At 69.3% G+C, this 23515-nt stretch carries 24 protein-coding genes; 10 read left to right on the forward strand and 14 right to left on the reverse strand.

The annotated features are described in order from the left end of the window. Nucleotides 1-60: 60 nt before the first annotated feature. Together OG828_RS34190 and OG828_RS34195 are read right to left on the reverse strand one after the other, a co-directional pair. On the reverse strand, nt 61-1029 hold the full coding sequence (locus tag OG828_RS34190; protein WP_328365291.1) for an aldose epimerase family protein: 969 nt from the start codon (nt 1027-1029) through the stop codon (nt 61-63). 48 nt (nt 1030-1077) lie between these two features. Further along, nucleotides 1078-1977, reverse strand: a complete 900-nt coding sequence (locus tag OG828_RS34195; protein ID WP_328503338.1) for an SGNH/GDSL hydrolase family protein — start codon at nt 1975-1977, stop codon at nt 1078-1080. A gap of 257 nt (nt 1978-2234) precedes the next feature. Here OG828_RS34195 and OG828_RS34200 point away from each other — a divergent pair, with 257 nt between their 5' ends. Next, nucleotides 2235-2729 (forward strand): DUF3145 domain-containing protein, encoded by a 495-nt coding sequence (locus OG828_RS34200; protein ID WP_210573945.1) that lies wholly within the window; start codon nt 2235-2237, stop codon nt 2727-2729. A gap of 129 nt (nt 2730-2858) precedes the next feature. On the opposite strand, the gene fabF is transcribed toward OG828_RS34200, so the two are convergent. The 5 genes from fabF to fasR form a co-directional block, all read right to left on the reverse strand. Next, nucleotides 2859-4130 carry a beta-ketoacyl-ACP synthase II gene (gene fabF, locus OG828_RS34205; RefSeq protein ID WP_328365298.1) on the reverse strand — a complete coding sequence of 424 codons (1272 nt, stop codon included), beginning with the start codon at nt 4128-4130 and terminating at the stop codon, nt 2859-2861. Nucleotides 4131-4237: 107 nt separating this feature from the next. Beyond that, entirely contained in the window at nt 4238-4486 is a 249-nt protein-coding gene (locus OG828_RS34210) for an acyl carrier protein (RefSeq protein WP_004001566.1), read from the reverse strand. A gap of 77 nt (nt 4487-4563) precedes the next feature. Beyond that, on the reverse strand, nt 4564-5562 hold the full coding sequence (locus tag OG828_RS34215; RefSeq protein ID WP_328503339.1) for a ketoacyl-ACP synthase III: 999 nt from the start codon (nt 5560-5562) through the stop codon (nt 4564-4566). A 22-nt stretch (nt 5563-5584) separates the two neighbouring features. Continuing rightward, nucleotides 5585-6502 carry an ACP S-malonyltransferase gene (locus OG828_RS34220; RefSeq protein WP_328504987.1) on the reverse strand — a complete coding sequence of 306 codons (918 nt, stop codon included), beginning with the start codon at nt 6500-6502 and terminating at the stop codon, nt 5585-5587. 89 nt (nt 6503-6591) lie between these two features. After that, the gene (gene fasR, locus OG828_RS34225) at nt 6592-7797 is read right to left on the reverse strand and encodes a fatty acid biosynthesis transcriptional regulator FasR (RefSeq protein WP_328365306.1); all 1206 of its coding nucleotides are present in this window, start codon (nt 7795-7797) and stop codon (nt 6592-6594) included. A 379-nt stretch (nt 7798-8176) separates the two neighbouring features. Between fasR and OG828_RS34230 the strand changes: the two genes are divergently transcribed. Then, complete coding sequence (locus tag OG828_RS34230; protein WP_328503340.1) at nt 8177-8839, forward strand: pirin family protein; 663 nt, start codon at nt 8177-8179, stop codon at nt 8837-8839. A 7-nt stretch (nt 8840-8846) separates the two neighbouring features. On the opposite strand, the gene OG828_RS34235 is transcribed toward OG828_RS34230, so the two are convergent. Together OG828_RS34235 and OG828_RS34240 are read right to left on the reverse strand one after the other, a co-directional pair. Then, nucleotides 8847-9665: a serine hydrolase domain-containing protein gene (locus OG828_RS34235; RefSeq protein WP_328503341.1), complete on the reverse strand. Its 819-nt coding sequence runs from the start codon at nt 9663-9665 to the stop codon at nt 8847-8849. Nucleotides 9666-9683: 18 nt separating this feature from the next. Beyond that, on the reverse strand, nt 9684-10154 hold the full coding sequence (locus OG828_RS34240) for a GNAT family N-acetyltransferase (protein ID WP_328365314.1): 471 nt from the start codon (nt 10152-10154) through the stop codon (nt 9684-9686). 94 nt (nt 10155-10248) lie between these two features. Here OG828_RS34240 and OG828_RS34245 point away from each other — a divergent pair, with 94 nt between their 5' ends. Further along, the gene (locus OG828_RS34245; RefSeq protein WP_328503342.1) at nt 10249-10713 is read left to right on the forward strand and encodes a MerR family transcriptional regulator; all 465 of its coding nucleotides are present in this window, start codon (nt 10249-10251) and stop codon (nt 10711-10713) included. Then, complete coding sequence (locus OG828_RS34250; RefSeq protein WP_328503343.1) at nt 10710-11732, forward strand: aldo/keto reductase; 1023 nt, start codon at nt 10710-10712, stop codon at nt 11730-11732. The genes OG828_RS34245 and OG828_RS34250 overlap by 4 nt, the downstream gene beginning before the upstream one ends. Nucleotides 11733-11814: 82 nt before the next feature. Here OG828_RS34250 and OG828_RS34255 read toward each other — a convergent pair whose 3' ends face one another. The 3 genes from OG828_RS34255 to OG828_RS34265 all read right to left on the reverse strand — a co-directional run bounded on the left by OG828_RS34255 (nt 11815) and on the right by OG828_RS34265 (nt 14661). Continuing rightward, complete coding sequence (locus tag OG828_RS34255; protein ID WP_328372411.1) at nt 11815-12675, reverse strand: DUF4429 domain-containing protein; 861 nt, start codon at nt 12673-12675, stop codon at nt 11815-11817. A 58-nt stretch (nt 12676-12733) separates the two neighbouring features. Further along, nucleotides 12734-13951, reverse strand: coding sequence for an alpha/beta hydrolase (locus OG828_RS34260; protein WP_328365320.1), 1218 nt, complete (start codon nt 13949-13951; stop codon nt 12734-12736). Nucleotides 13952-14034: 83 nt separating this feature from the next. Then, complete coding sequence (locus OG828_RS34265) at nt 14035-14661, reverse strand: TetR family transcriptional regulator (protein ID WP_328365323.1); 627 nt, start codon at nt 14659-14661, stop codon at nt 14035-14037. Nucleotides 14662-14727: 66 nt separating this feature from the next. On the opposite strand from OG828_RS34265, the gene OG828_RS34270 reads away from it, so the two are divergent. Then, nucleotides 14728-16347 carry an MFS transporter gene (locus OG828_RS34270; protein WP_328503344.1) on the forward strand — a complete coding sequence of 540 codons (1620 nt, stop codon included), beginning with the start codon at nt 14728-14730 and terminating at the stop codon, nt 16345-16347. Between the two features lie 267 nt (nt 16348-16614). Then, on the forward strand, nt 16615-16920 hold the full coding sequence (locus tag OG828_RS34275; RefSeq protein ID WP_210573918.1) for a small hydrophobic protein: 306 nt from the start codon (nt 16615-16617) through the stop codon (nt 16918-16920). 199 nt (nt 16921-17119) lie between these two features. Here OG828_RS34275 and OG828_RS34280 read toward each other — a convergent pair whose 3' ends face one another. Together OG828_RS34280 and aceE are read right to left on the reverse strand one after the other, a co-directional pair. After that, nucleotides 17120-17887: a potassium channel family protein gene (locus tag OG828_RS34280; protein WP_328503345.1), complete on the reverse strand. Its 768-nt coding sequence runs from the start codon at nt 17885-17887 to the stop codon at nt 17120-17122. Nucleotides 17888-17993: 106 nt separating this feature from the next. Continuing rightward, on the reverse strand, nt 17994-20741 hold the full coding sequence (gene aceE, locus OG828_RS34285; protein WP_328365336.1) for a pyruvate dehydrogenase (acetyl-transferring), homodimeric type: 2748 nt from the start codon (nt 20739-20741) through the stop codon (nt 17994-17996). 351 nt (nt 20742-21092) lie between these two features. On the opposite strand from aceE, the gene OG828_RS34290 reads away from it, so the two are divergent. The 4 genes from OG828_RS34290 to OG828_RS34305 all read left to right on the forward strand — a co-directional run bounded on the left by OG828_RS34290 (nt 21093) and on the right by OG828_RS34305 (nt 23482). Beyond that, complete coding sequence (locus tag OG828_RS34290; RefSeq protein ID WP_020116104.1) at nt 21093-21524, forward strand: DUF3052 domain-containing protein; 432 nt, start codon at nt 21093-21095, stop codon at nt 21522-21524. A 125-nt stretch (nt 21525-21649) separates the two neighbouring features. Then, a complete protein-coding gene (locus tag OG828_RS34295; RefSeq protein ID WP_328365383.1) occupies nt 21650-22108 on the forward strand; it encodes a peroxiredoxin in 459 nt (152 codons plus the stop codon). A gap of 114 nt (nt 22109-22222) precedes the next feature. Continuing rightward, nucleotides 22223-22798 carry a TerD family protein gene (locus OG828_RS34300; protein WP_210573912.1) on the forward strand — a complete coding sequence of 192 codons (576 nt, stop codon included), beginning with the start codon at nt 22223-22225 and terminating at the stop codon, nt 22796-22798. 108 nt (nt 22799-22906) lie between these two features. Continuing rightward, nucleotides 22907-23482: a TerD family protein gene (locus tag OG828_RS34305; protein ID WP_328365386.1), complete on the forward strand. Its 576-nt coding sequence runs from the start codon at nt 22907-22909 to the stop codon at nt 23480-23482. Nucleotides 23483-23515 lie beyond the last annotated feature (33 nt).

A 23515-nucleotide genomic window follows, 5' to 3' on the forward strand; every position in this document is an offset into this window, starting at 1 on the left:
CCCACGAGCAGCCCCGGCCCGGGACCTGACACCCGGGCCGGGGCTCGTGCGTTCGCAGGACTAGCGGACGGCGAAGCCGTACACCGTTTCCGACCGGAACACCTCACCCGGCCGCAGCACCGTGCTCGGGTACTCCGGCCGGTTCGGGGAGTCCGGGAAGTGCTGGGTCTCCAGCGCGACGCCGTCGCCGGGGGAGAACGGCTCGGTCAGGTGGTCGGCGGTGTAGAGCTGGAGGCCGGGTTCGGTGGTCGCGACCGTCAGCGCCCGCCCGGACGCGGGGTCGTACAGCTCGGCCACCTGCTCGGGGGCCGACGTCACTCCCTTGTCGAGCACGAAGTTGTGGTCGTAGCCGGCGCCGGCCTTGCGCTCCGCACGGAAGTCGAAGCGGGTTCCCTCGACGGGGGCGACACCGGTCGGGATCAGATCCTCGTCGACCGGCGTGAACCGCGAGGCGGCGATCCGCAGCTCATGCCCGCCCGCGTTCCCCGCACCGCTCAGGTTCCAGTACGAGTGGTTCGTCAGGTTCACGATGGTCGGCGCGTCGGTGACCGCCTCGTACGCGATCCGCAGCGCACCGGCGCTGTCCAGCGTGTACGTCGCCGAGACCTCGAGCCGTCCCGGGAAGCCCTCCTCGCCGTGCGGGCTGACGCGCGCGAGCCGCACCCCGTGCTCGACCGGCGTCACGTCCCACACCCGCTTGTCGAAGCCGCGCCCGCCGCCGTGCAGCGAGTTGGGCCCGTTGTTCGGCTCCAGCGCGTAGGTCACGCCGTCCAGCGAGAAGCGGCCGCCCGCGATCCGGTTCGCGTACCGCCCGACGAGCGCGCCGAAATACGGCTCCGGGTGTGCCGTATATCCATCGAGGTCCGCGAACCCCAGCACCACGTTCCCCGGCCGCCCCTCCCGGTCCGGCACCTCCACCGACTGCACGATCCCGCCGTACGACAGAATCCGCACGCGCACGTCCGCCCGCTCCAGGGTCCAGCGGTGGACAGGGGTGCCGTCGGAAAGTGTGCCGAAGAGTTCGTTCATGTTCGGAACTCTAATTCGGAACCCCGGCTCACGCCTTCGAGCCCCGACTCATGCCTTCTTCGCGGTGACCGTGCGATAGGCGATCTCCGCCAGCCGCGCCTGTCCGTTCACACTCGGGTGGAACCAGTCCCAGCGGCTCAACTGCTCCGTACCGAACCGGTACTCGTACACCGCGCCGCCGTCGAAGCGGCAGTACCGGTCCTTCGCACACACCTCCTCCAGCACACCGTTGTACGCCTCCACCCGGTCCTGCACCGTGTCGCGCCGCAGGGTCGCCGCCGCGTCCAGGGCGTCCGCGTCGTCCAGCATCGAGGGGCAGATGCCGAGCTTCCACACCGCCTTGCCCATCGGGTTGCTCCGCCCCTCGGACCACAGCCGCTTCAGGTCCGGAACGCTCGCCACATACACCTGGGCCTTGGGCAGAGCAGTGCGCAGCGTGCTCATCGCGTCCTCGAACTGGGTGCGGAAGTCGGCCACCGAGGTCATCGCCGACGTGGTCGCGCGACAGGCGTCGTTCGCCCCCGCCATCACCGCCACCAACTGCGGCTTCCGCGTCACCGCCTGCGCCATCTGCCCGGCCACGTCCGCCATCAGCGCCCCGGTCCGGGCGTAGTTCCAGCTGCGCTCGGCGGCCTGCGTCGGGCCCAGCAGCCGTACGGCGAGACTGTCCACGTCCTCTCTGCTGCCGGTAGCCCAGGAGGCCTCGGGGCAGTCCGCCAGCACCGAGCACGCGTCAAAACCACGGGTGATGGAGTCGCCCACCGCGGCGACCGAACCCGGGCTGCGGTCCCATGTCGGCGTCGGCCTCGGGGACGGCTTCCCCTGCTTGGCCTCGGTGCCTCTCGGCGCCGGCGAGTCTCCACCGGTGGCGTCGCACCCCGCGACACTCAGGACAGCCGTCACCAGAACGGCGAGAACGGCCGTCGCACGGCCGCTGCGCTTCCGCATCCCCTGGTGGTCCCCTCGCTCGACATGCAATGCTCCTCCCCCATAACAACGCGCGGGAGTTCCCGACCGCGCGAGACGCAACTCCGCGCACCCGTACAAGCGTCCTGCCGGGTGAATGGCGGGCGTTTCACGGCACCGGGACCGACGGTACGTCACACTCCTTGCGCCGTCGCACGGTAGCCTCGCCATCAAACGTGGCTGGAACCACTGCCGTTCCGCCAGGTCGCAAAGATGGCCCGCTCTGCCCGGAGGTCCCGGTGACGACACGTGGAGTTCTGTACGTGCACTCCGCGCCGCGCGCGCTGTGCCCGCATGTCGAGTGGGCCGTGGCCGGGGTGCTCGGCACACGCGTCAGCCTCGACTGGATCCGGCAGCCCGCGGCACCCGGCACCTGGCGCTCCGAGTTCTCCTGGCAGGCCGAGGCCGGCACCGCCTCCAAACTGGCGTCCGCCCTGCGCGGCTGGCACCTCCTGCGCTTCGAAGTCACCGCCGAGCCCTGCCCCACCGCCGAGGGCGAGCGCTACAGCTGCACCCCCGACCTCGGCATCTTCCACGCCGTCACCGGCATCCACGGCGACATCCTCATCCCCGAAGACCGCCTCAGAGCAGCCCTAGTCCGCTCCCAGCGAGGAGAAACGGACCTGGAAGCCGAACTCTCCAAGCTCCTAGGAAAGCCGTGGGACGACGAGCTGGAGCCGTTCAGGTACGCGGGCGAGGGAGCACCGGTGAGGTGGCTACATCAGGTGGTGTGAGGTACCTAGGGGCGCGGGGAACTGCGCGACAAGCCCCCACCGACCGCCAGCCGGCCGACAACCGACAGCACAACGGCGAATGGCCCGACCTCCACCTGGAGACCGGGCCACTTTCAGCTAACGCCGACTTCACACCGTACGGAACGCCAACACCACGTTGTGCCCACCGAACCCGAACGAGTCATTCAGCGCAGCGATCCGCCCCTCGACCGGCAGCTTCCGAGCCTCACCGCGCACGACATCCGCGTTGGCCTCGGCCTCAGGGTCGAGGTTCTCGACGTTGATGGTCGGCGGAGCCAGCCGGTGGTACAGGGCCAGCACCGTCGCGACCGACTCCACGCCGCCCGCGCCGCCCAGCAGATGCCCGGTCATCGACTTGGTCGCGGAGACCGCCATGTGATCCGCGTCGTCGCCGAACACCTTCCGCAGCGCCTTCAGCTCGGCCACGTCACCGGCCGGCGTGGACGTCGCGTGCGCGTTGACGTGCATGACCTCGGCAGGGTTGAGGTCGGTGTTGTCGAGCAGGTTCTGCAGCGCGTGCGAGATGCCGCGCCCCTCCGGCTCGGGCTGCACGATGTCGTGGCTGTCGGCGGAGACACCCTGCCCGACCGCCTCGGCGTACACCCGCGCACCGCGCTTCGCGGCGTGCTCGGCGGACTCCAGGACGATCACGCCGGCACCCTCGCCGAGGACGAAGCCGTCACGGGCCACGTCGTACGGACGGGACGCGCCCTCGGGGTCGTCGTTGTTCTTGGACATCGCCATCATGTTGCCGAACGCGGCGATGGGCAGCGGATGGATCGCCGCCTCCGTACCACCGGCGACGACGACGTCGGCGCGGCCGGAGCGGATCATCTCGATGGCGTAGCCGATGGCCTCGGCGCCGGAGGCACACGCGGAGACCGGCGTGTGCACGCCCGCGCGGGCGCCCACGGCCAGACCCACGTTGGCGGAGGGGCCGTTCGGCATCAGCATGGGGACGGTGTGCGGGGAGACGCGGCGGACGCCCTTCTCCTTGAGCACGTCGTACTGGTCGAGCAGGGTCGTCACGCCGCCGATGCCGGAGGCGATGACCGCGCCGAGCCGGTCGGGGTCGACGGCGCCGTCCTCACCGGCCTTGGCGGTGAAACCGGCGTCCGCCCAGGCCTCCTGGGCGGCGATCAGCGCGAACTGCGCCGACCGGTCCAGGCGGCGGGCCTGCGGCCGTGGAATGACCTCGGAAGGCTCCACAGCGACCGGGGCCGCGATACGGACGGCCTGCTCGGCCGCCCAGTCCTGCTCCAGGGGCTTGACGCCGGACTTGCCGGCGATCAGGCCCTCCCAGGTAGAGGCTGCGTCGCCACCCAGCGGTGTGGTTGCGCCGATACCGGTGACGACCACGGTGCGATTGGTCGGGCTCACGGGAATTCTTTCTCCAACGGATCCGAGGAGGACAACCCCCGCTCATCGCGGGGACAACGGCGCCACCGCCGGGTGGCGGGGCCTTGCAGTCAGGGCTACGGGGTGTGTCAGCCCTGGTGCTTGAGGATGTAGTCGGTCGCGTCGCCGACCGTCTTGAGGTTCTTGACGTCCTCGTCCGGGATCTTGACGTCGAAGCGCTCTTCGGCGGCGACGACGACCTCGACCATGGACAGCGAGTCGACGTCCAGGTCGTCGGTGAAGGACTTGTCCAGCTGGACGTCCTCAACCGGGATGCCGGCGATCTCGTTCACGATGTCGGCGAGACCGGCGACGATCTCTTCCTGAGTGGCGGCCATGTCAGGCGCTCCTTCTATGTATCCAGAGGGTGTGGCGTTGGTTCCCGTGCCGGATCGGGTGATCCGGCACGGAGTGCCTAGGGGAGGGTAACGACCGTGGCGGCGTAGACGAGACCCGCCCCGAATCCGATGACGAGCGCGGTGTCGCCGCTCTTCGCCTCGCCGGTCGCCAGAAGCCGCTCCATAGCGAGCGGGATCGAGGCGGCCGAGGTGTTGCCGGTGGTGCGGACATCACGGGCGACCGTGACGTGCTCCGGCAGTTTCAGCGTCTTCACCATCGAGTCGATGATCCGCTCGTTGGCCTGGTGGGGAATGAAGACATCCAGGTCGTCCGGGCTGATTCCGGCCGCGTCCAGCGCCTGCTGGGCGACCTTCGCCATCTCGAACACGGCCCAGCGGAACACCGCCTGGCCCTCCTGCGTGATCGCAGGGAACTTGCCCGTGGAGCTGTCGTACTCGTTCCACGGCACGGTCTGCTTGATGGTCTCGGACTTGTCGCCCTCGGAACCCCAGACGGTGGGGCCGATCGCGGGCTCCTGCGCGGGACCGACCACGACCGCGCCGGCACCGTCGCCGAAGAGGAACGCGGTGGCCCGGTCCTCCAGGTCGGTCAGGTCCGACAGCCGCTCGACGCCGATGACGAGGACGTACTCCGCGGAGCCCTCGACGATCATGCCCTTGGCCAGCGTCAGGCCGTAGCCGAAGCCCGCGCAGCCCGCCGAGATGTCGAACGCGGCGGCCTTGTCCGTGCCGAGCTTGTCGGCGATCTCGGTGGCGACGGCCGGGGTCTGGCTGAAGTGCGAGACGGTCGAGACGACCACAGCGCCGATCTGCTCGGCGGAGATCCCGGCGTCGGCGATCGCCTTGCCGGACGCCTCGATCGACATCGCGGCGACCGTCTCCTCGTCGGAGGCCCAGTGCCGGGTCTCGATGCCGGAGCGCGAACGGATCCACTCGTCGGACGAGTCGATCTTCTCGAGGATCACCTCGTTCGGCACGACCCGGGTGGGACGGTAACCGCCCACGCCGAGAATGCGCGCGTACGGGGCGCCCTTGCTGGGCTTGATCTTCGACATGTTCGTTACGGCTCCTTAAGCGTCAGGCGTCGGCGTGCTCGGCGATGAGCTCGCGGGCCGCGTCGAGGTCGTCGGGGGTCTTCAGGGCCAGCGTCTTGACGCCGGGGAGCGCGCGCTTGGCCAGGCCGGTGAGCGTACCGCCGGGGCAGACCTCCAGGAGCGCGGTGACGCCCAGCTCCTTGAAGGTCTCCATGCACAGGTCCCAGCGGACGGGATTCGCGACCTGGCCGACGAGGCGGTCGAGCACCTCGGCGCCGGTCGCGACGGCCTGGCCGTCCTTGTTCGAAACGTAGGTGATCCGGGGGTCGGCGGGCGTCACATCAGCGGCGGCCTTGGCCAGCGCGTCGACCGCCGGAGCCATGTGGTGCGTGTGGAAGGCCCCGGCCACCTTCAGCGCGACGACCTTGCGGACGCCCTCGGGCTTGTCCTCGGCGAGCGCGGCGAGCTGCTCCAGCGTGCCCGCGGCGACGATCTGACCGGCGCCGTTGACGTTCGCCGGGGTCAGGCCCAGCTTCTCCAGATGCGCCACCGACACCTCGGGATCGCCGCCGAGCAGCGCCGACATACCCGTCTCGGTGACTGCCGCGGCGTCGGCCATGGCCAGACCCCGCTTGCGTACGAGGGTCAGCGCGGCGGTGTCGTCGAGGATGCCCGCGAAGGAGGCGGCGGTGAACTCGCCGACGCTGTGACCGGCGACCGCGCCGGGCGCCATGTCACCGAGTGCCGCGGCGGAGAGGATTCCGGCCGCGACCAGCAGGGGCTGAGCCACGGCGGTGTCGCGGATCGCGTCCGCGTCGGCCTGTGTGCCGTAGTGGGCGAGGTCCAGTCCGATGGCGTCCGACCACGCGGCGACGCGGTCCGCGGCACCGGGCAGTTCGAGCCAGGGGGTCAGGAAGCCGGGCGTCTGGGCGCCTTGGCCGGGAGCGACGAGTACGAGCACTCTCACACTCTCTCTTGTGGACGGCCACGGCCGCCCGTGGGGACAGGGACGAAGAACGCGAAGGGGTTTTGTAGGCCCCCGACAAAAGGTTAGGTCTGCGGATCTCCATCGGCCAGACGTCCCAGGATCAGCGCGATCCGCAACGTGAACGCCGACCGTACATCTGATGGCGACCAGCCGGTGACGTCAGTCACACGTCGGAGCCGGTAGCGCACGGTGTTGGGATGGACGAACAGCATGCGCGCCGCGCCCTCGAGGCTGCTCGCCTGCTCGAGATAGACGGAGAGCGTCTCCAGGAGCGCCGACCCGGCTTCCTCCAGCGGTCTGTAGATCTCCTCCACCAGCTGCTCACGAGCGCTCGGGTCCCCGGCCATCGCGCGCTCCGGCAGCAGATCGTCGGCCAGCACCGGCCGCGGGGCGTCCTGCCAGGCAGAACACGCCTTAAGCCCCGCCGCGGCGGCCTGCGCGGACCGGGTCGCGGCCAGCAGATCCGGTACGACGGGACCCGCCACCACCGGCCCGGCGGCATACGGCCCGATCAGCGACTTGGCCACCGCGAGGGGGTTGTCGCTGCCGCCCGCGATCACCACGAGCCGGTTCCCGAGCACCCCGGTGAGCACCTGCAACTTGGCATGCCGGGCCGCCCGCCGGATCGCCTCCACGGTCAACTCACTGTCACCGTCCGGCGCCGTACCCAACACCACGCACACATGCTCGGGAGCGTTCCAGCCGAGGGCGGCGGCGCGCGACACCGCGCCCTCGTCGGCCTCCCCGCTGAGGACCGCGTTCACGACCAGCGACTCCAGGCGCGCGTCCCAGGCACCGCGTGCCTCGGCGGCCTGGGCGTAGACCTGGGCGGTGGCGAAGGCGATCTCGCGGGCGTAGACGAGCAGCGCCTCGCGCAGCACGTTCTCGTCGCCGGGCGCCGCCACCTCGTCGATCGCGGACTCCATGACCTCGATGGTGGTGCGCACCATCTCGACGGTCTGGCGGAGGGTGATGGCCCGGGTCAGCTCACGCGGCGCGGTTCCGAACACGTCGGTGGAGATCGCCTGGGGGGCGTCGGGGTGCCGGAACCACTCGGTGAACGCGGCGATGCCCGCCTGGGCCACCAGACCGATCCAGGAACGGTTCTCCGGGGGCATGGCCCGGTACCACGGCAGCGTCTCGTCCATGCGCGCGATGGCTTGCGCGGCGAGACTTCCCGACGACTTCTCCAGCCGCTTGAGGGTTGCGGGGTGGGGGTGGGGGGCGTGGGCTGCGGCGGGGGGCTTGCTGGATTCGGGTTCGGGCACGTGGACAAGACTGCCTTATCGGGACGTCGGTGCGTGCGGGCGGGGTTGTGCTGGATGGCTCGGTCGCCCCCCGGGCCGGCGTCTAGCGGCTGGCGACGCGCTGTGTTGGATGGCTCGGTCGCCTTCGGGGGCGCTTAATGCCGGTGTCGAGACGGCGATCGTGCTCGACGCTTCGCGCCGCTGTGCTGAATTGCTCGGTCGCCTTCGGGGGCGCTCACTGCCGGTGTCGAGACGGCGATCGTGCTCGACGCTTCGCGCCTCCGCGCGTTCGCCGTCTCGACACCGGCGCGCCCCCTGCGGCTCCCTCGCGGCCGGCGCGTGGGGACGGTGCTCGTTGGTGGGCCCTTGCCGTCTGTTGGGGCGGGCTACGGTGGGGGGCGTGATGGATGTAAGGCGTGCGGCTGACCGGTACCTCGGAGGCGAGCCCGCGGCCGGCATCGAGTCGTGGCACGCCTTTTCGTTCGGCTCGCATTACGACCCCGACAATCTTCGCTTCGGGCCGGTGATCGCCTGTAATGAGGAGCGACTGGCGCCCGGCGCCGGTTTCGACGAGCATCCGCACAGCCATACCGAGCTGGTGACCTGGGTGGTCGAGGGGGAGCTGACGCACCGGGACTCGCAGGGGCACGAGACGGTGATCCGGGCCGGTGATGTTCAGCGGCTGAGTTCGGCGGCCGGGGTGCGGCATGTGGAGCGGAACGACGGTACGGGGCCGCTCACGTTCGTGCAGATGTGGCTGGCGCCGTTGGAGCCGGGTGGTGATCCCGCCTACGAGACCGTGCGCGGCATCGCGGACTCCACGCCGTACGCCGTTCCGGAGGCGGGGGCGATGCTGCATGTGCGGCGGCTCGCGGCGGGGGAGCGGACTGCGGTGCCGGATGCGCCTTTGACGTATGTGCATGTGGTGCGCGGGGTCGTCCGGCTCGGTCCGTATGAGCTGGGGCCCGGGGACGCGGTGCGGGCCGCTGGGGAGAAGGATCTCGAACTTCTGGGCGTGTCCGCTCCGGCCGAGGTGCTGGTGTGGGAACTGCCTGAGAAGTAGGCGGGGTTCAGCGGGCCTCGGTCAGGACCGCGTCCGTGAACGGCGGCCACACCTCGACCGCCCAGGGGCCGAAGGCGCGGTCCGTTAGGGCGACGCAGGCCAGCCTGGCGTCCGGGTCGATCCAGAGGAACGTACCGGATTGGCCGAAGTGGCCGAAGGTGCGCGGTGAGGAGGAAGCGCCGGTCCAGTGGGGGGACTTGGAGTCGCGGATCTCGAAGCCGAGGCCCCAGTCGTTGGGGTTCTGGTGTCCGTATCCCGGCAGGACGCCCTTGGTGCCCGGGTACTGGACGGTCATGGCCGCGGCGACCGTGCGGGGGTCGAGGAGGCGGGGGGCCTGGACCTCGGCGGCGAAGCGGGTGAGGTCGTCGACCGTCGAGACGCCGTCCTTCGCGGGGGAGCCCTCCAGCGTCGTCGAGGTCATGCCCAGGGGCTCCAGCACCGCCTGGCGCAGGTACTCGGCGAAGGGGATGTCCGTGGCTTTCGCGATGTGGTCGCCGAGCTGCTCGAAACCCGCGTTGGAGTACAGCCGCCGCTCGCCGGGTGCGGAGGTGACGCGGTGTTCGTCGAAGGCGAGCCCCGAGGTGTGGGCGAGCAGGTGACGGACGGTCGAGCCGGGCGGGCCTGCCGGTTCGTCGAGTTCGACGGCGCCCTCCTCGTACGCGACGAGGGCGGCGTATGCGGCGAGCGGCTTGGTGACCGAGGCGAGGGGGAACCGGTGGCCGGTCGGGCCGTGGGACCCGAGGACGGTGCCGTCGGCTCGTACGACGGCCGCCGCGGCGGTGGAAACCGGCCAGTTCTCGATCAACGCGAGGCTCTTCATGGACATGCGTCGAGCGTAAGCTGCTCAGAATTTCAGGCGCATGAAGGGGTCGTTCGTACGCGCGAAGCCCAGCGAGGCGTACAGCGGCTCGGCGTCCTCGGAGGCGGTGAGATCCACCTGCCCGACGCCCCGCTCCCGGAACCACTCCAGCAGCTCCGCCATGCACGCGCGCGAGTACCCGCGACGTCGCGCGTCAGCGTCTGTGGCGACGCTGAAGACGTACCCGACCCGCCCGTGCGGATTCCCGGCCTTTCCGATGCGGTACTCGACCGTCCCCGCCACCAGGGCCGCCAGCGCCCCCGGCCGTTCCGGATGGTCGACGACGAACGCGGCGAAGTTCCCGTCGGGGTCGGCGAGCCGGTCCCGGAGGGTGGGGAGGGACGCGGTATGCCAGTCGGTTTCGGACCCTGTGGAGAACACGGAATCGATCATGACCTGACGCAGACGGAGCACTTCCTCCGCGTCCTCGACTGTGGCACGGCGTACGAGACTCATGGCCCGCACGCTAGTAACAACAGCCCGTGGAGTCTTGCCGATTTCTCACGGTCGGCTTGCCTGGAGTGCACTCCAAGGCCATAGCGTTGAGGCCATGACGGTGATGGACACCACGAGTACCAGGACCGACACCTGCGCAGGCCCGCCGCATGTCGATCGGCGGCCGGACGGCCAGGACAGCTACACGATCAGCGAGGTCGCCGCGTTCACCGGTCTGACCGCGCACACCCTGCGCTGGTACGAGCGCATCGGTCTGATGCCGCACATCGACCGCTCGCACACCGGCCAGCGCCGCTACAGCAACCGCGACCTGGACTGGCTCGACCTCGTCGGCAAGCTCCGGCTCACCGGCATGCCGGTCGCCGACATGGTGCGGTACGCCGAGCTGGTGCGCGCGGGCGACCACACCTACGGCGAACGGTACGAACTCCTCGAGGCGACCCGACGGGACGTACGCGCCCGGATCGCGGAGCTGAACGACACCCTCGCCGTACTCGACCGGAAGATCAACTTCTACGCGGACGCCGGGCGTGCCCTGGCGTCGGAGAGGCCCCGATGACCGACAGCACCAGGATCCCCACGACCCGGCTGGGCGAGCACGGCGGCCCCGAGGTCGGCGTCCAGGGCCTCGGCTGCATGGGTATGAGCTTCGCCTACGGTCCGACGGACGAGAAGGAGTCCCGGGCCACCCTGGAGCGGGCGCTGGAACTGGGCGTCACCCTGTACGACACGGCGGACGCGTACGGCGCCGGGGAGAACGAGAAGTTCCTGTCCCCCTTCTTCAAGGCCCACCGCGACGAACTGGTCATCGCCACCAAGTTCGCCCTGTCGATCCCGCCGGACGACCCGACGCGGCGCGTCATCCGCAACGACCCGCCGTACATCCGCCAGGCCGTCGAGGCGAGCCTGAAGCGCCTGGACGTCGACGTCATCGACCTGTACTACATGCACCGCCGGGACGTGAACGTCCCCATCGAGGAGACCGTCGGCGTCATGGCCGAACTGGTCCGCGAGGGCAAGGTCAAACACCTGGGCCTGAGCGAGGTGACGGCCGCCGAACTGCGCGCCGCCCACGCCGTGCACCCCATCGCGGCCGTGCAGTCCGAGTGGTCGCTGTTCAGCCGCGACATCGAGGCGCACGTGATTCCCGCGGCCCGCGACCTGGGCGTGGCGCTCGTGCCGTACTCCCCGCTCGGCCGGGGCTTCCTCACGGGCTCCTTCGCCGCCGCCGACAAGGATCTGACGCCCGACGACTTCCGCCGCCAGCAGCCCCGCTTCACCGGCGACAACGCTGCCGCCAACGTGGCCCTCCTGGACCCGATCCGCACAGTCGCCGACGTCCACGAAGCCTCCCTCGGCCAGATCGCCCTCGCCTGGGTCCACCAACAGGCAACCCAGGCCGGCCTCCCCGCGGTCCCGATCCCGGGCACCCGCAAGCCGAGCCGGGTCGAGGAGAACACGGCGGCCACGCGGATCGTGCTGAGCGAGGAGGACCTGGCGCTGCTGGACCCGATCGCCGGAAAGGTGTCGGGCAACAGGTACGCGGACATGACGTTCACATCGGCAGGCAGGGAGTAGTGCAACGCCCTCAGGGGCGCGGGGAACTGCGCGACCAGCCACAGACGGCCTGCACCAGCCCGACAACCGAACCCGGCAGACGCTAAAGCTCTGCCAACAACTCCGCCTTCTTGGACGAGAACTCCTCATCCGTCACCAGCCCAGCCTGATGCAGCTCCCCAAGATGACGGATCCGCTCGGCGATGTCGGCGGGATCGCGCCTCGGCGCGCTCGCCGGCACCGCCGCAACCGGCCCGCACTCCCGTACGGCCGCCAACACAGCCGCCGCGAACGGCAACGACTCATGCACGGGCCCGTACCCCAACCCGAACACCACAGCCCCCGGATCCTGATCGGCCTGTGCGGGCGCCGGCACAGCCGCATCGCGCCGCAGCAACCGCAGATACCCCTCGAAGACCTCCGGCGACCGCCACTCGACCCCACTCAGGTCGCCGACGGCGAACGTCTGGTCCCCGGCCTTCCACTTCGCGGACGACGCCCCGGTCCAGAACCACCGGAACGACACCGAACGACCGTCGAAGGACGCCTTCGCGTCGTACGCCTTGAAGGCCCGCGGAGCATCCGGCGCGGCCACCAGATACCGTTCCGCCGGCCCGCTCTCGGTCAGCGCGGCCCGCAGCTCGTCGGCGTAGTACTCGGCCAGCGTCTCCTTGTCGGCCGGCAACACCAGCCGGTAGGGATCGCTGCCCTCCTTCAGCTGGCCGGCGGCCGCCTCCAGCAGCGGATCCGCCCCCGGCCGCGGCTCGGCCCGCAGGATCACCGTGCCGCGCTTGCCGTGGGTGAGCGTCACCCCCTGCAGAGCCGCGAGCGGCACACGCCGCTCGCCGAGCACCTGGAACAGCTTGGGTGTTCGAATCCCCCGTTCATAGCGGATGAGCACGGAGTCGGACTCGAACTCCCAGGCGGCATGAAATCCGGCCAGTACGTCACCCATGCGGCTCATCGTATGCGGCACGAGCTCCTTCGTCCCCTCCCCGCGCAAACCGCAGTTTCTTGCGCCTCTACGCGCGTCCGGCCGTGGCGCTGCCGGACAAACCCGCCCGGCAGCCTTCGTCATCGTCGGCGCAGTGCACCGAGTCGTACGCGCCAATTCCGATCTCGGCGAAGTTCAGCAGACTCTCCGTACCGGGCTCGAAATAGCCGCCGTGCCCCTTCGCGTCCCGCGCCCCCAGCACCCGCGCCCCGAACGCACGGGACATCGGATCGGCACCGTGCCCCAGCCCGCCGAGCTCGAGATACGGCACGTCCTCGATCCAGTCGTCGGCGTCCCGCATCGCCCACACATGAGCGGAGGTGCGCAGATGGGACGCCTTGGCGACCCGCATGCCGGGGCTGCCGGCCACGGCTATGTCGGCCACCCGGCCGGGCAGCGTGTGCGCGGCGAGCCCGCACACCACGGAGCCGTAGCTGTGGCAGAACAGTGAGACGGCCGAGGCCCCGGGCAACGCCCTGACCAGCGAGTTCAGACGTACGGCTCCCTCGGTGGCGCGTGTCGCGGTGGCCGACTCGATGCCGAGACCGGCGGGGGCGGTGTAGTCGGCCCAGGCGATCACGGCCGTACGCGTCGAAGGGCTCGCCTCGCGCTCGGCGTGGTAGAGGGATTCGGCCATACCGGCGGTCGCCGTGTACTTGCGGGCCGTCTTCTGGAAGGAGAGCAGGTCTGTGTCGACACCGGGCACGACAACGGAGACGCGCTCGGCCTTGTCCAGGTTGCCGAAGACCTCGGCGACCCGCCCGCCGCCCGCGGGGTCGAAGGCGAGGATCTTGCGCTCGGCCAGCATCAGCGACTCGAGGCGGTGCATACGGCGCCCCGCCTCCTGCTGCCCGTCGGGCGTCAGGCGCTCGTCGTGCATGCGTTTTCGCTCGACCTTGCGTGCCTGGTCGATGGCGATCCGGTTGGCGCGGTAGCGCAGCTCGACCGGGGCGCCGTTCATGTTGCCGACCGCGAGGGAGTAGCGCTGCGCGAGGTCGATGCGCTGCGCCGCGGTGAGCGTGGCGAAGAAGCGGGTGAGCAGAGCGGGACCGGCGTCCGGGTCGGGGAGGCGGTGACCGTTGATACGGCCGTGCTCCCATGCGGTGACCGAGGCCTGGAGCGGGGTGGACGTCCGCTGGTGCCGCAGGGCGGTCCACCCCGTGGTCGCCAGCATCACGAACACCACGGCCAGCGCGAGCAGTGCGCGCCAGACGTTCAATTGGGGAGAGGTGTCGAAGGAAGTCACTGGGAGGACACACTAGGAGAACGAGACGGTCTCGCGTTAACCAAGTGACGGGTATCACGTTTGGGGGTTACGTGACGATGACCTCAGTTCGTTCGCCAGTTCCCCATCAGCGCCGGACCCAGTTGTTCCAGGTAGGTGGCGGTCAGCTCACGCATCGCCGCCGGGCTGAAGTCGTCCCCCTCGGACCACATCCGCTCCGTGACCCTGATGACCGAGCCGAAGACCGCCACGACGAGACGTGGCCGCGGATCGGTGTCCACGTCGAGCCCCTCGCGCTCGGCGATGATGCGGGCCATTTCCTCCTCCAGCTCCGCCGAGCGCCGCAGATGAGCGGCGAGCAGGGAGGGTGTCGCTTCGATCATCCGGTAGATGCGCATGTGCAGTTCGAGCGGCACCACTTCCTCGATGGCCTCGCCGATGGTGTCCCAGCTCTCCAGGACGGCCCGGCGCAGCGCCTCCAACGGAGCCTCGTGGGGCGGACGGGCTCGTACGGCCTCGACGAAGCGTGACTCGGCGAGGCGTGCGGCGAAGAAGGCGGCCTCCTCCTTGCTCGCGAAGTAGCGGAAGAAGGTGCGCTGCGAGACCTCGACGGCCTCGGAGATGTCGTCGACGGTCGTCTGCTCGTACCCGCGCGTGGTGAACAGTTCGAGCGCGGCGCGTAGCAGCGCGTCCCGGGTGCGCTGCTTCTTGCGTTCGCGCAGTGTTTCCATGTGTGTCAGTTACCGGCTTGTGAATTGGTTTGTCAATTGTCAGTGGCTGTCATTAGCCTCGAACGCATGACTAGTCAGACCACCATCGACAAGACGGGGCCGGGGGACAAAACACCACAAGCCCCGTCGGACGCCGGCCCGGCCAAGGGGCTGCGCGGCCACCCGTGGTTCACCCTCATAACCGTCGCTGTCGGCGTCATGATGGTGGCCCTCGACGGCACCATCGTGGCCATCGCCAACCCGGCCATCCAGCAGGACCTCGGCGCCACCTTCGCCGAGGTGCAGTGGATCACCAACGGCTACTTCCTCGCCCTCGCGGTCTCCTTGATCACCGCGGGCAAGCTCGGCGACCGCTTCGGTCACCGCCAGACCTTCCTGATCGGCGTCGTCGGCTTCGCCGTGGCGTCCGGGGCCATCGGCCTGTCCAGCAGCATCGGGCTCGTCGTCACCTTCCGCGTCCTGCAGGGCCTGTTCGGCGCTCTGCTGATGCCGGCCGCGCTCGGCCTGCTGCGGGCCACCTTCCCGGCCGAGAAGCTCAACATGGCCATCGGCATCTGGGGCATGGTCATCGGCGCCTCCACCGCCGGCGGCCCGATCCTCGGCGGCGTGCTCGTCGAGCACGTCAACTGGCAGTCGGTGTTCTTCATCAACGTGCCCGTCGGCATCCTGGCCGTCGCCCTCGGCGCGTGGATCCTCCTCGACCACCGCGCCGAGAACGCGCCGCGCTCCTTCGACCTCCTCGGCATCGGCCTGCTCTCGGGCGCGATGTTCTGCCTGGTCTGGGCGCTGATCAATGCGCCCGAGTGGGGCTGGGGCGCCGGGAAGACCTGGCTGTTCGTGGCGGTGTCGGTGGTGGGCTTCGTGCTGTTCGCCCTGTGGGAGAAGAGGGTCAAGGAACCGCTGATCCCGCTGGCCCTGTTCCGCTCGATCCCGCTGTCCGCCGGCGTGGTCCTGATGGTCCTGATGGCCATCGCGTTCATGGGCGGCCTGTTCTTCGTGACCTTCTACTTGCAGAACGTGCACGGCATGGGCCCGATCGACGCCGGTCTGCACCTGCTTCCGCTCACCGGCATGATGATCGTCGGCTCCCCGCTCGCGGGCGCGATGATCACCAAGCTCGGCCCGCGCGTACCGCTGGCCGGCGGCATGGCGTGCACCGCCATCGCCATGTACGGCATGTCCACGCTGGAGACGGACACGAGCAGCGCCCTGATGTCCCTCTGGTTCGCGCTCCTGGGCCTCGGCCTCGCGCCGGTCATGGTCGGCGCCACCGAAGTCATCGTCGGCAACGCCCCGATGGAGCTCTCCGGCGTCGCGGGCGGCCTCCAGCAGGCCGCGATGCAGATCGGCGGCAGCCTCGGTACGGCCGTGCTGGGCGCCGTGATGGCCTCCAAGGTCGACAGCGACCTCGCGGGCAACTGGGCGGACGCGGGTCTTCCGCAGCTCACCCCGGCCCAGGAGGCCCAGGCTTCCGAGGCGGTCCAGGTCGGTATGGCCCCGATCGCCAAGGGCACGCCGGAGGCGATCGCCGCGAAGATCACCGACGTGGCCCACGACACCTTCATCTCCGGCATGAGCCTGGCGTCCCTCGTGGCGGCGGGAGTTGCCGCGGTGGCCGTCCTGGTCGCGTTCCTCACCAAGCGGGGCGAGAACGCGGAGGCGGGAGCGGGGGCGGCTCACATCTAGGCGCTCAACACCGCGGAATCCACGGCGATTTCGCCCATCAGGGTGACAACGCTAAAGATTCCTCGCACCCGGCACGCGCCGCGGTTCACAGTGGTCACGTCCTTCGTGCGGCATGTTCCAGAGGCAAGTTCGTACGACGAGAAGGGCGACCGGGACTGCGGCGCGCTGCCGGAGGGGGGCGGCGCGCCGCAGTTCCGCATGATTAGGAACGGCACCGGGGGTACTCGTCCCGCCGACCGAACCGATCGACGGGCCCCGGGAGTTGACATGGCGGGCTTCGGACACGGAACGCGCAGGTACCCCCGCTCACGTGGCCGGACGTGGTCACGGACCGGGCCGGATCGCGCGACCCTCGGCATCATCGGAGCGATCTGCGCCATCGCCGGCTTCTTCACCCTGGGCATCATTCTCGGCCCCGTGGCCATGGTCTGCGGCTGGCTCTCCATGGGCCGAACCTGGTCAACAGCCCGCCCACTCCCGGCCCTCATCGCGCTCGTCCTCGGGGCGATCGACACGCTCCTGGCCATCCTCTGGCTGGCAGGCACGACAACTCCGGGCCAGGGCCTGTTCTAAGCGGAGACCTGCGGGCCGGTGGGGGCTGGTCGCGCAGTTCCCCGCGCCCCTACGGGGCGCAAACCTGCGGGCGTCACGACTCCGTCAGCCTGCGGGCAGTCGTGCCGCCTGGGGCGGCACGGGTGGGCGCAGGCGGCACCCCGTAAGCGCCGGGCTGCGCGACCCACCCCCGCCTCAGCCCCCACCCCGGGCAACGCGACTACTGACGCTGCCCGTCCCGACCCCCCGGCACCACAACCCCCGCCGCCCCGGACAACGCCGCGACCTCCGCCCGCAACGCCCGAACCTCCTCCGTCAGCAGGGCGATCGCCTCCGTCTGCCGCCGCTCCTCCACGTCATCGGACTCGAACCGCGCGATGAACCACGCAGCGATGTTAGCCGTGACGACACCCAGCAGCGCGATCCCGGACAACATCAGCCCGACCGCCAGAATCCGCCCCAGCCCGGTGGTCGGCGCATGATCGCCGTACCCCACGGTCGTCATCGTCGTGAAGGACCACCACACCGCGTCACCCAGCGTCTTGATGTTCCCGTCCGGCGACTCCCGCTCCACCGACAGCACCGCGAGCGACCCGAACATCAGCAACGCCACCACCGCCCCGGCGACATACGTCGTCAGCCGGATCTGCGAGGCCATCCGCGCCCGCTGCCCCACCAGCAACACCGTGGACACGACCCGCAGCAACCGCAACGGCTGCACGAGCGGCAGCACCACCGCACACAGGTCCAGCCAGTGCCGCCGTACGAACTCCGCCCGGTGCCGCGCCAGTACGAGCCGCACCAGATAGTCGGCGGCGAACGCCCCCCACACCACCCACTCGACCACCGAGCAGGCCACCGTCAGCGAGCGCCCCGCGGACGGGTTCACGATCGGCACGGCATAGGCGACGGCGAACAGCACGGCAAGCACCATCAACGGCCGCTGGGTGCGCTGTTCCCAACGCTCCTGCGCCGATTGCTCCACCAAGCCCGCATCCCTCAAGCCCGCATCCATGCCCGCATCGTAGGGAACGTGAAAGGGCGGTGAAGCCGCAGGCCTCACCGCCCTTTCAACTGCCAAGCCGCGCGCGGCGCTACGCGTCGCCCCCCGCGACCCCGGGGTCGGCGGCCGAGACATCCAGCAACTGGTACCGGTCGACGGCCTGCTTCAGCACCGACCGGTCCACCTTCCCCTCCTTCGCCAGCTCGGTCAGCACACCCACCACGATCGACTGCGCGTCGATGTGGAAGAACCGCCGAGCCGCCCCCCGCGTGTCCGCGAACCCGAAGCCGTCGGCCCCCAGCGACTGGTAAGTCCCGGGCACCCACCGCGAGATCTGGTCCGGAACCGCCCGCATCCAGTCGGAAACCGCCACGAACGGTCCCTCGGCGCCGCTCAGCTTCCGCGTCACCCACGGCACCCGCTGCTCCTCCTCGGGATGCAGCAGGTTGTGCTCCTCGCACGCCACGGCCTCGCGCCGCAGCTCGTTCCAGGAGGTCGCCGACCACACGTCGGCCTTCACGTTCCACTCCTCGGCGAGGATCCGCTGCGCCTCCAGCGCCCACGGCACCGCGACCCCGGACGCCATGACCTGCGCCGGAATCGACCCCGCCGTCCCGGCCGAGATCCGGTGGATGCCCTTGAGGATGCCCTCGACATCGACGTCGGCAGGCTCGGCCGGGTGCTGGATCGGCTCGTTGTAGACGGTGAGGTAGTAGAAGACGTCCTCGCCGTGCGGATGCTCCTCGTCGCTGCCGTACATCCGGCGCAGCCCGTCCTGCACGATGTGCGCGATCTCGTACGCGTACGCCGGGTCGTACGCCACACAGCCCGGGTTGGTCGAGGCCAGCAACTGCGAGTGCCCGTCGGCGTGTTGCAGACCCTCACCGGTCAGAGTCGTACGGCCCGCCGTCGCACCCAGCACAAAGCCGCGCGCCAACTGGTCCGCCATCTGCCAGAACTGGTCGCCGGTGCGCTGGAAACCGAACATCGAGTAGAAGACGTACACCGGGATGAGCGGCTCGCCATGCGTGGCGTACGCCGAACCCGCCGCGATCAGCGACGCCGTACAGCCTGCCTCGGAGATGCCGTCGTGCAGCATCTGCCCGGTCGCCGACTCCTTGTACGCGAGGAGCAGTTCCCGGTCGACGGCCTCGTACTGCTGGCCCAGTGGGTTGTAGATCTTCGCGCTCGGGAAGAACGAGTCCATGCCGAACGTGCGGTACTCGTCCGGCGCGATCAGCACGAACCGCTTGCCGATCTCCTTGTCCCGCATGAGGTCCTTGAGGAGCCGCACGAAGGCCATGGTCGTCGCGATCGACTGCTGGCCGGTGCCCTTCTTCACGGTCGCGTACGTCTTGTCCTCCGGCAGCGTCAGCGGCTTGGAGCGCACGACGCGCGTCGGGACGTAACCGCCGAGTCCATTGCGGCGGTCGTGCATGTACTGGATCTCCTCGGAGTCCCGCCCCGGGTGGTAGTACGGCGGGAGCCCGCTCTCCAGCTCCTTGTCGGCGATCGGCAGGTGCAGCCGGTCCCGGAAGCGCTTGAGGTCGTCGACCGTCAGCTTCTTCATCTGGTGCGTGGCGTTGCGGCCCTCGAAGTTCGGGCCGAGCGTCCAGCCCTTGATCGTCTTGGCCAGGATCACCGTCGGCTGGCCCTTGTGCGCCTTGGCCGCCGAGAACGCCGCGAAGATCTTCCGGTGGTCGTGGCCGCCGCGGCCCAGGTGCAGGATCTGGTCGTCGGTCATGTTCTCGACCATCGCGCGCAGCCGGTGGTCGTCGCCGAAGAAGTGGTCGCGGATGTACGCGCCGGTCTCGGTGGCGTACGTCTGGAACTGGCCGTCCGGCGTGGTGTTCATCTTGTTGACCAGCACGCCGTCGCGGTCCTGGGCGAGCAGCGGGTCCCAGGTGCGGTCCCAGACCAGCTTGATCACGTTCCAGCCGGCGCCCCGGAAGACCGACTCCAGCTCTTGGATGATCTTTCCGTTGCCGCGCACCGGGCCGTCGAGGCGCTGCAGGTTGCAGTTGACGACGAAGGTCAGGTTGTCGAGGCCCTCACGGGCGGCGATGGACAGCTGGCCGAGCGACTCCGGCTCGTCCATCTCGCCGTCCCCGAGGAAGGCCCATACATGCGACTTGGAGGTGTCCGCGATGCCGCGCGCCTCCATGTAGCGGTTCATCCGCGCCTGGTAGATCGCGCCGATCGGGCCGAGTCCCATCGACACCGTCGGGAACTCCCAGAAGTCCGGCATCGACCGCGGATGCGGATAGCTGGACAGCGCCCGCGGCGCCTTCGACTTCTCCTGGCGGAACCCGTCCAGGTTCTCCTCGCTCAGGCGGTCCAGCAGGAACGCGCGGGCGTAGATGCCCGGTGAGGCATGCCCCTGGAAGAAGACCTGGTCGCCGCCGTCGCCCTCGTCCTTGCCGCGGAAGAAGTGGTTGAAGCCCACGTCGTAGAGCGAGGCGGAGGAGGCGAAGGTGGCGATGTGACCGCCGACGCCGATGCCGGGACGCTGGGCGCGCGAGACCATCACCGCGGCGTTCCAGCGCGTCGCGTTGAGGATCTTCCGCTCGATCTCCTCGTTGCCCGGGAAGAACGGCTCACTCTTGGTGGGGATGGTGTTGACGTAGTCCGTGCTGCGCATCTCGGGCACGGCCACGCGCTTCTCGCGGGCCCGCTCGATCAGCCGCAGCATCAGGTAACGGGCCCGCTCCCGGCCGCGCTCGTCCACGGCGGCGTCGAGGGAGTCGAGCCACTCCTGGGTTTCCTCGGGATCGAAGTCAGGAACCTGACTCGGAAGGCCGCCAATGATGATCGGGTTTCGATCGGATCCGGAAGCCACGGTGTTCCTTACCTGTCGGAGGGCTGCTTTTCGGGGTTTGCGGGTGCCCAGCACCGTCCACCATCGTCTACCTCGGCATGCCAAACGTCATCTCTACTTCGAGGTAACCCAAGCTTGACGCTCCTATAGGGTTCCCAAACGCACAAAGAGGGCAGAAAGGTGTGGCGTATGTCACGAACGGCTTGGGGCGTCCTGCCGGGAGTTGCGGCGAGACAGCCAGGATCGTCACCGTTTCGGCGGTCTGAACGGCCGGGTACTTGCGCGATCCGTCCCGCCCGTGTGGACTACGGCCAATGCTTCGCGCACGCGCGTGGCTGAGATATTCACCAAGACATGATCAGGAGGCAACCCGTGAGCGCGACCGCGGACCACGCGGAGACGAGCCCTGCCGTCAGGCTGGGGTTCCAGCCCGAGCAGGTGGTCCAGGAGATCGGCTACGACGACGACGTAGACCAGGAGCTCCGCGAGGCCATTGAGCAAGTGATCGGCAGTGACCTTGTGGACGAGGACTACGACGACGTCGCCGATGCCGTGGTGCTCTGGTTCCGCGACGAGGACGGCGACCTCACGGATGTGCTGGTGGACGCCACCACGTACATCGAAGAGGGCGGCTCGATCCTGTTGCTGACGCCGAAGACCGGCCGCGACGGCTACGTTGAGCCGAGCGACATCTCTGAAGCCGCGACCACGGCAGGGTTGTCAGCGTCCAAGAGCGTCAGCGTGGGCAAGGACTGGAGCGGCAGCCGGCTGGTGACGCCCAAGGCCGCCAAGTCCAAGAAGTAACCCGGCCTCGTCCCCGAACGGCGGACGGGCTGAATGAATTCACTCAGCCCGTCCGACGGCCCGAGGTGGACGCTGCATAGGGTGTTCGCACCACCCGAACAGCCCACCGAAGGGGTTCTACGACGATGGCGATCCAGGTCGGCGACAAGGCACCCGACTTCGAGCTCAAGGACAACCACGGCAGGACCGTGCGGCTGTCCGACTTCCGCGGCGACAAGAACGTGGTGCTGCTCTTCTACCCGTTCGCCTTCACCGGCGTGTGCACCGGCGAGCTGTGCGAGCTGCGCGACAACCTGCCGAAGTTCACCGACCGCGACACCCGGCTGCTCGCCGTCTCCAACGACTCCATCCACACCCTGCGCGTCTTCGCCGAGCAGGAGAGCCTGGAGTACCCCCTGCTGTCCGACTTCTGGCCGCACGGCGAGACCTCGCGCGCCTACGGCGTCTTCGACGAGGACAAGGGCTGCGCGGTGCGCGGGACCTTCGTCATCGACAAGGAAGGCGTCGTGCGCTGGACCGTCGTCAACGGTCTGCCGGACGCCCGTGACCTGAACCAGTACGTAAAGGCGCTCGACAGCCTGTGATTGTTCGGTTCCAGGGCCTGCGGGGTCCGGGAACCCGTCACTAGGATCGAGACGTTGATCCGATAGCAACGCACAAACGGGGCTGACCGCCCCTGGACACCATTGGGAGGACTCGTGGGAGTCAGCCTCAGCAAGGGCGGCAACGTATCGCTGAGCAAGGAGGCACCTGGTCTCACCGCGGTCATCGTCGGTCTGGGGTGGGACGTTCGCACCACCACCGGCACCGACTTCGACCTCGACGCCAGCGCCATCCTCACGAACGCGGAGGGCAAGGTCAGCAGTGACGCCAACTTCGTGTTCTTCAACAACCTGAAGAGCCAGGACGGCTCGGTCGAGCACACCGGTGACAACATCACCGGTGAGGGAGAGGGCGACGACGAGCAGATCAAGGTGAACCTCGCCGCGGTCCCGGCCGACGTCGAGAAGATCGTGTTCCCGGTCTCGATCTACGACGCCGAGAACCGCCAGCAGTCGTTCGGCCAGGTCCGCAACGCGTTCATCCGCGTCGTGAACCAGGCCGGCGAGGCGGAGATCGCCCGGTACGACCTCTCCGAGGACGCGTCGACGGAGACCGCGATGGTCTTCGGTGAGCTCTACCGGCACGGCGCGGAGTGGAAGTTCCGCGCCATCGGCCAGGGCTACGCCTCGGGCCTGCGCGGCATCGCGCAGGACTTCGGTGTGAACGTCTGAGCCGGTCCGACTGCCTCACCCGCCCGGCGCCGCACCGTTTGAGTACGGCGCCGGGCGCACAGGACTCCGTACAACCGCACAGGCTCCACTCGGGGAGGGACCAGCATCATGGGCGTCACGCTCGCCAAGGGAGGAAATGTCTCCCTGTCCAAGGCCGCACCGAACCTCACTCAGGTGTTGATCGGTCTCGGCTGGGACGCTCGCTCCACCACCGGAGCCCCGTTCGACCTCGACGCCAGTGCGCTGATGTGCAGCGGCGGACGGGTCATGGGTGACGAGTGGTTCATCTTCTACAACCAGCTCAAGAGCCCGGACGGCTCGGTGGAGCACACCGGTGACAACCTCACCGGTGAGGGCGAGGGCGACGACGAGTCGATCCTGATCGACCTCTCCAAGGTGCCGGCCCAGTGCGAGAAGATCGTCTTCCCGGTCTCGATCCATATGGCCGACGAGCGTGGCCAGACCTTCGGCCAGGTCAGCAACGCCTTCATCCGCGTGGTCAATCAGGCCGACGGCCAGGAACTCGCCCGCTACGACCTCAGTGAGGATGCCTCCACGGAGACCGCCATGATCTTCGGCGAGGTCTACCGCTACCAGGGCGAATGGAAGTTCCGAGCAGTCGGACAGGGGTACGCGTCGGGGCTGCGGGGCATCGCTCTAGACTTTGGAGTCAACGTTTCGTAAAGCCGGGTGCGGCGCGGGGGAGACCCGTACACC

It is taken from the genome of Streptomyces sp. NBC_00457, assembly GCF_036014015.1.
Classification (GTDB): domain Bacteria; phylum Actinomycetota; class Actinomycetes; order Streptomycetales; family Streptomycetaceae; genus Streptomyces.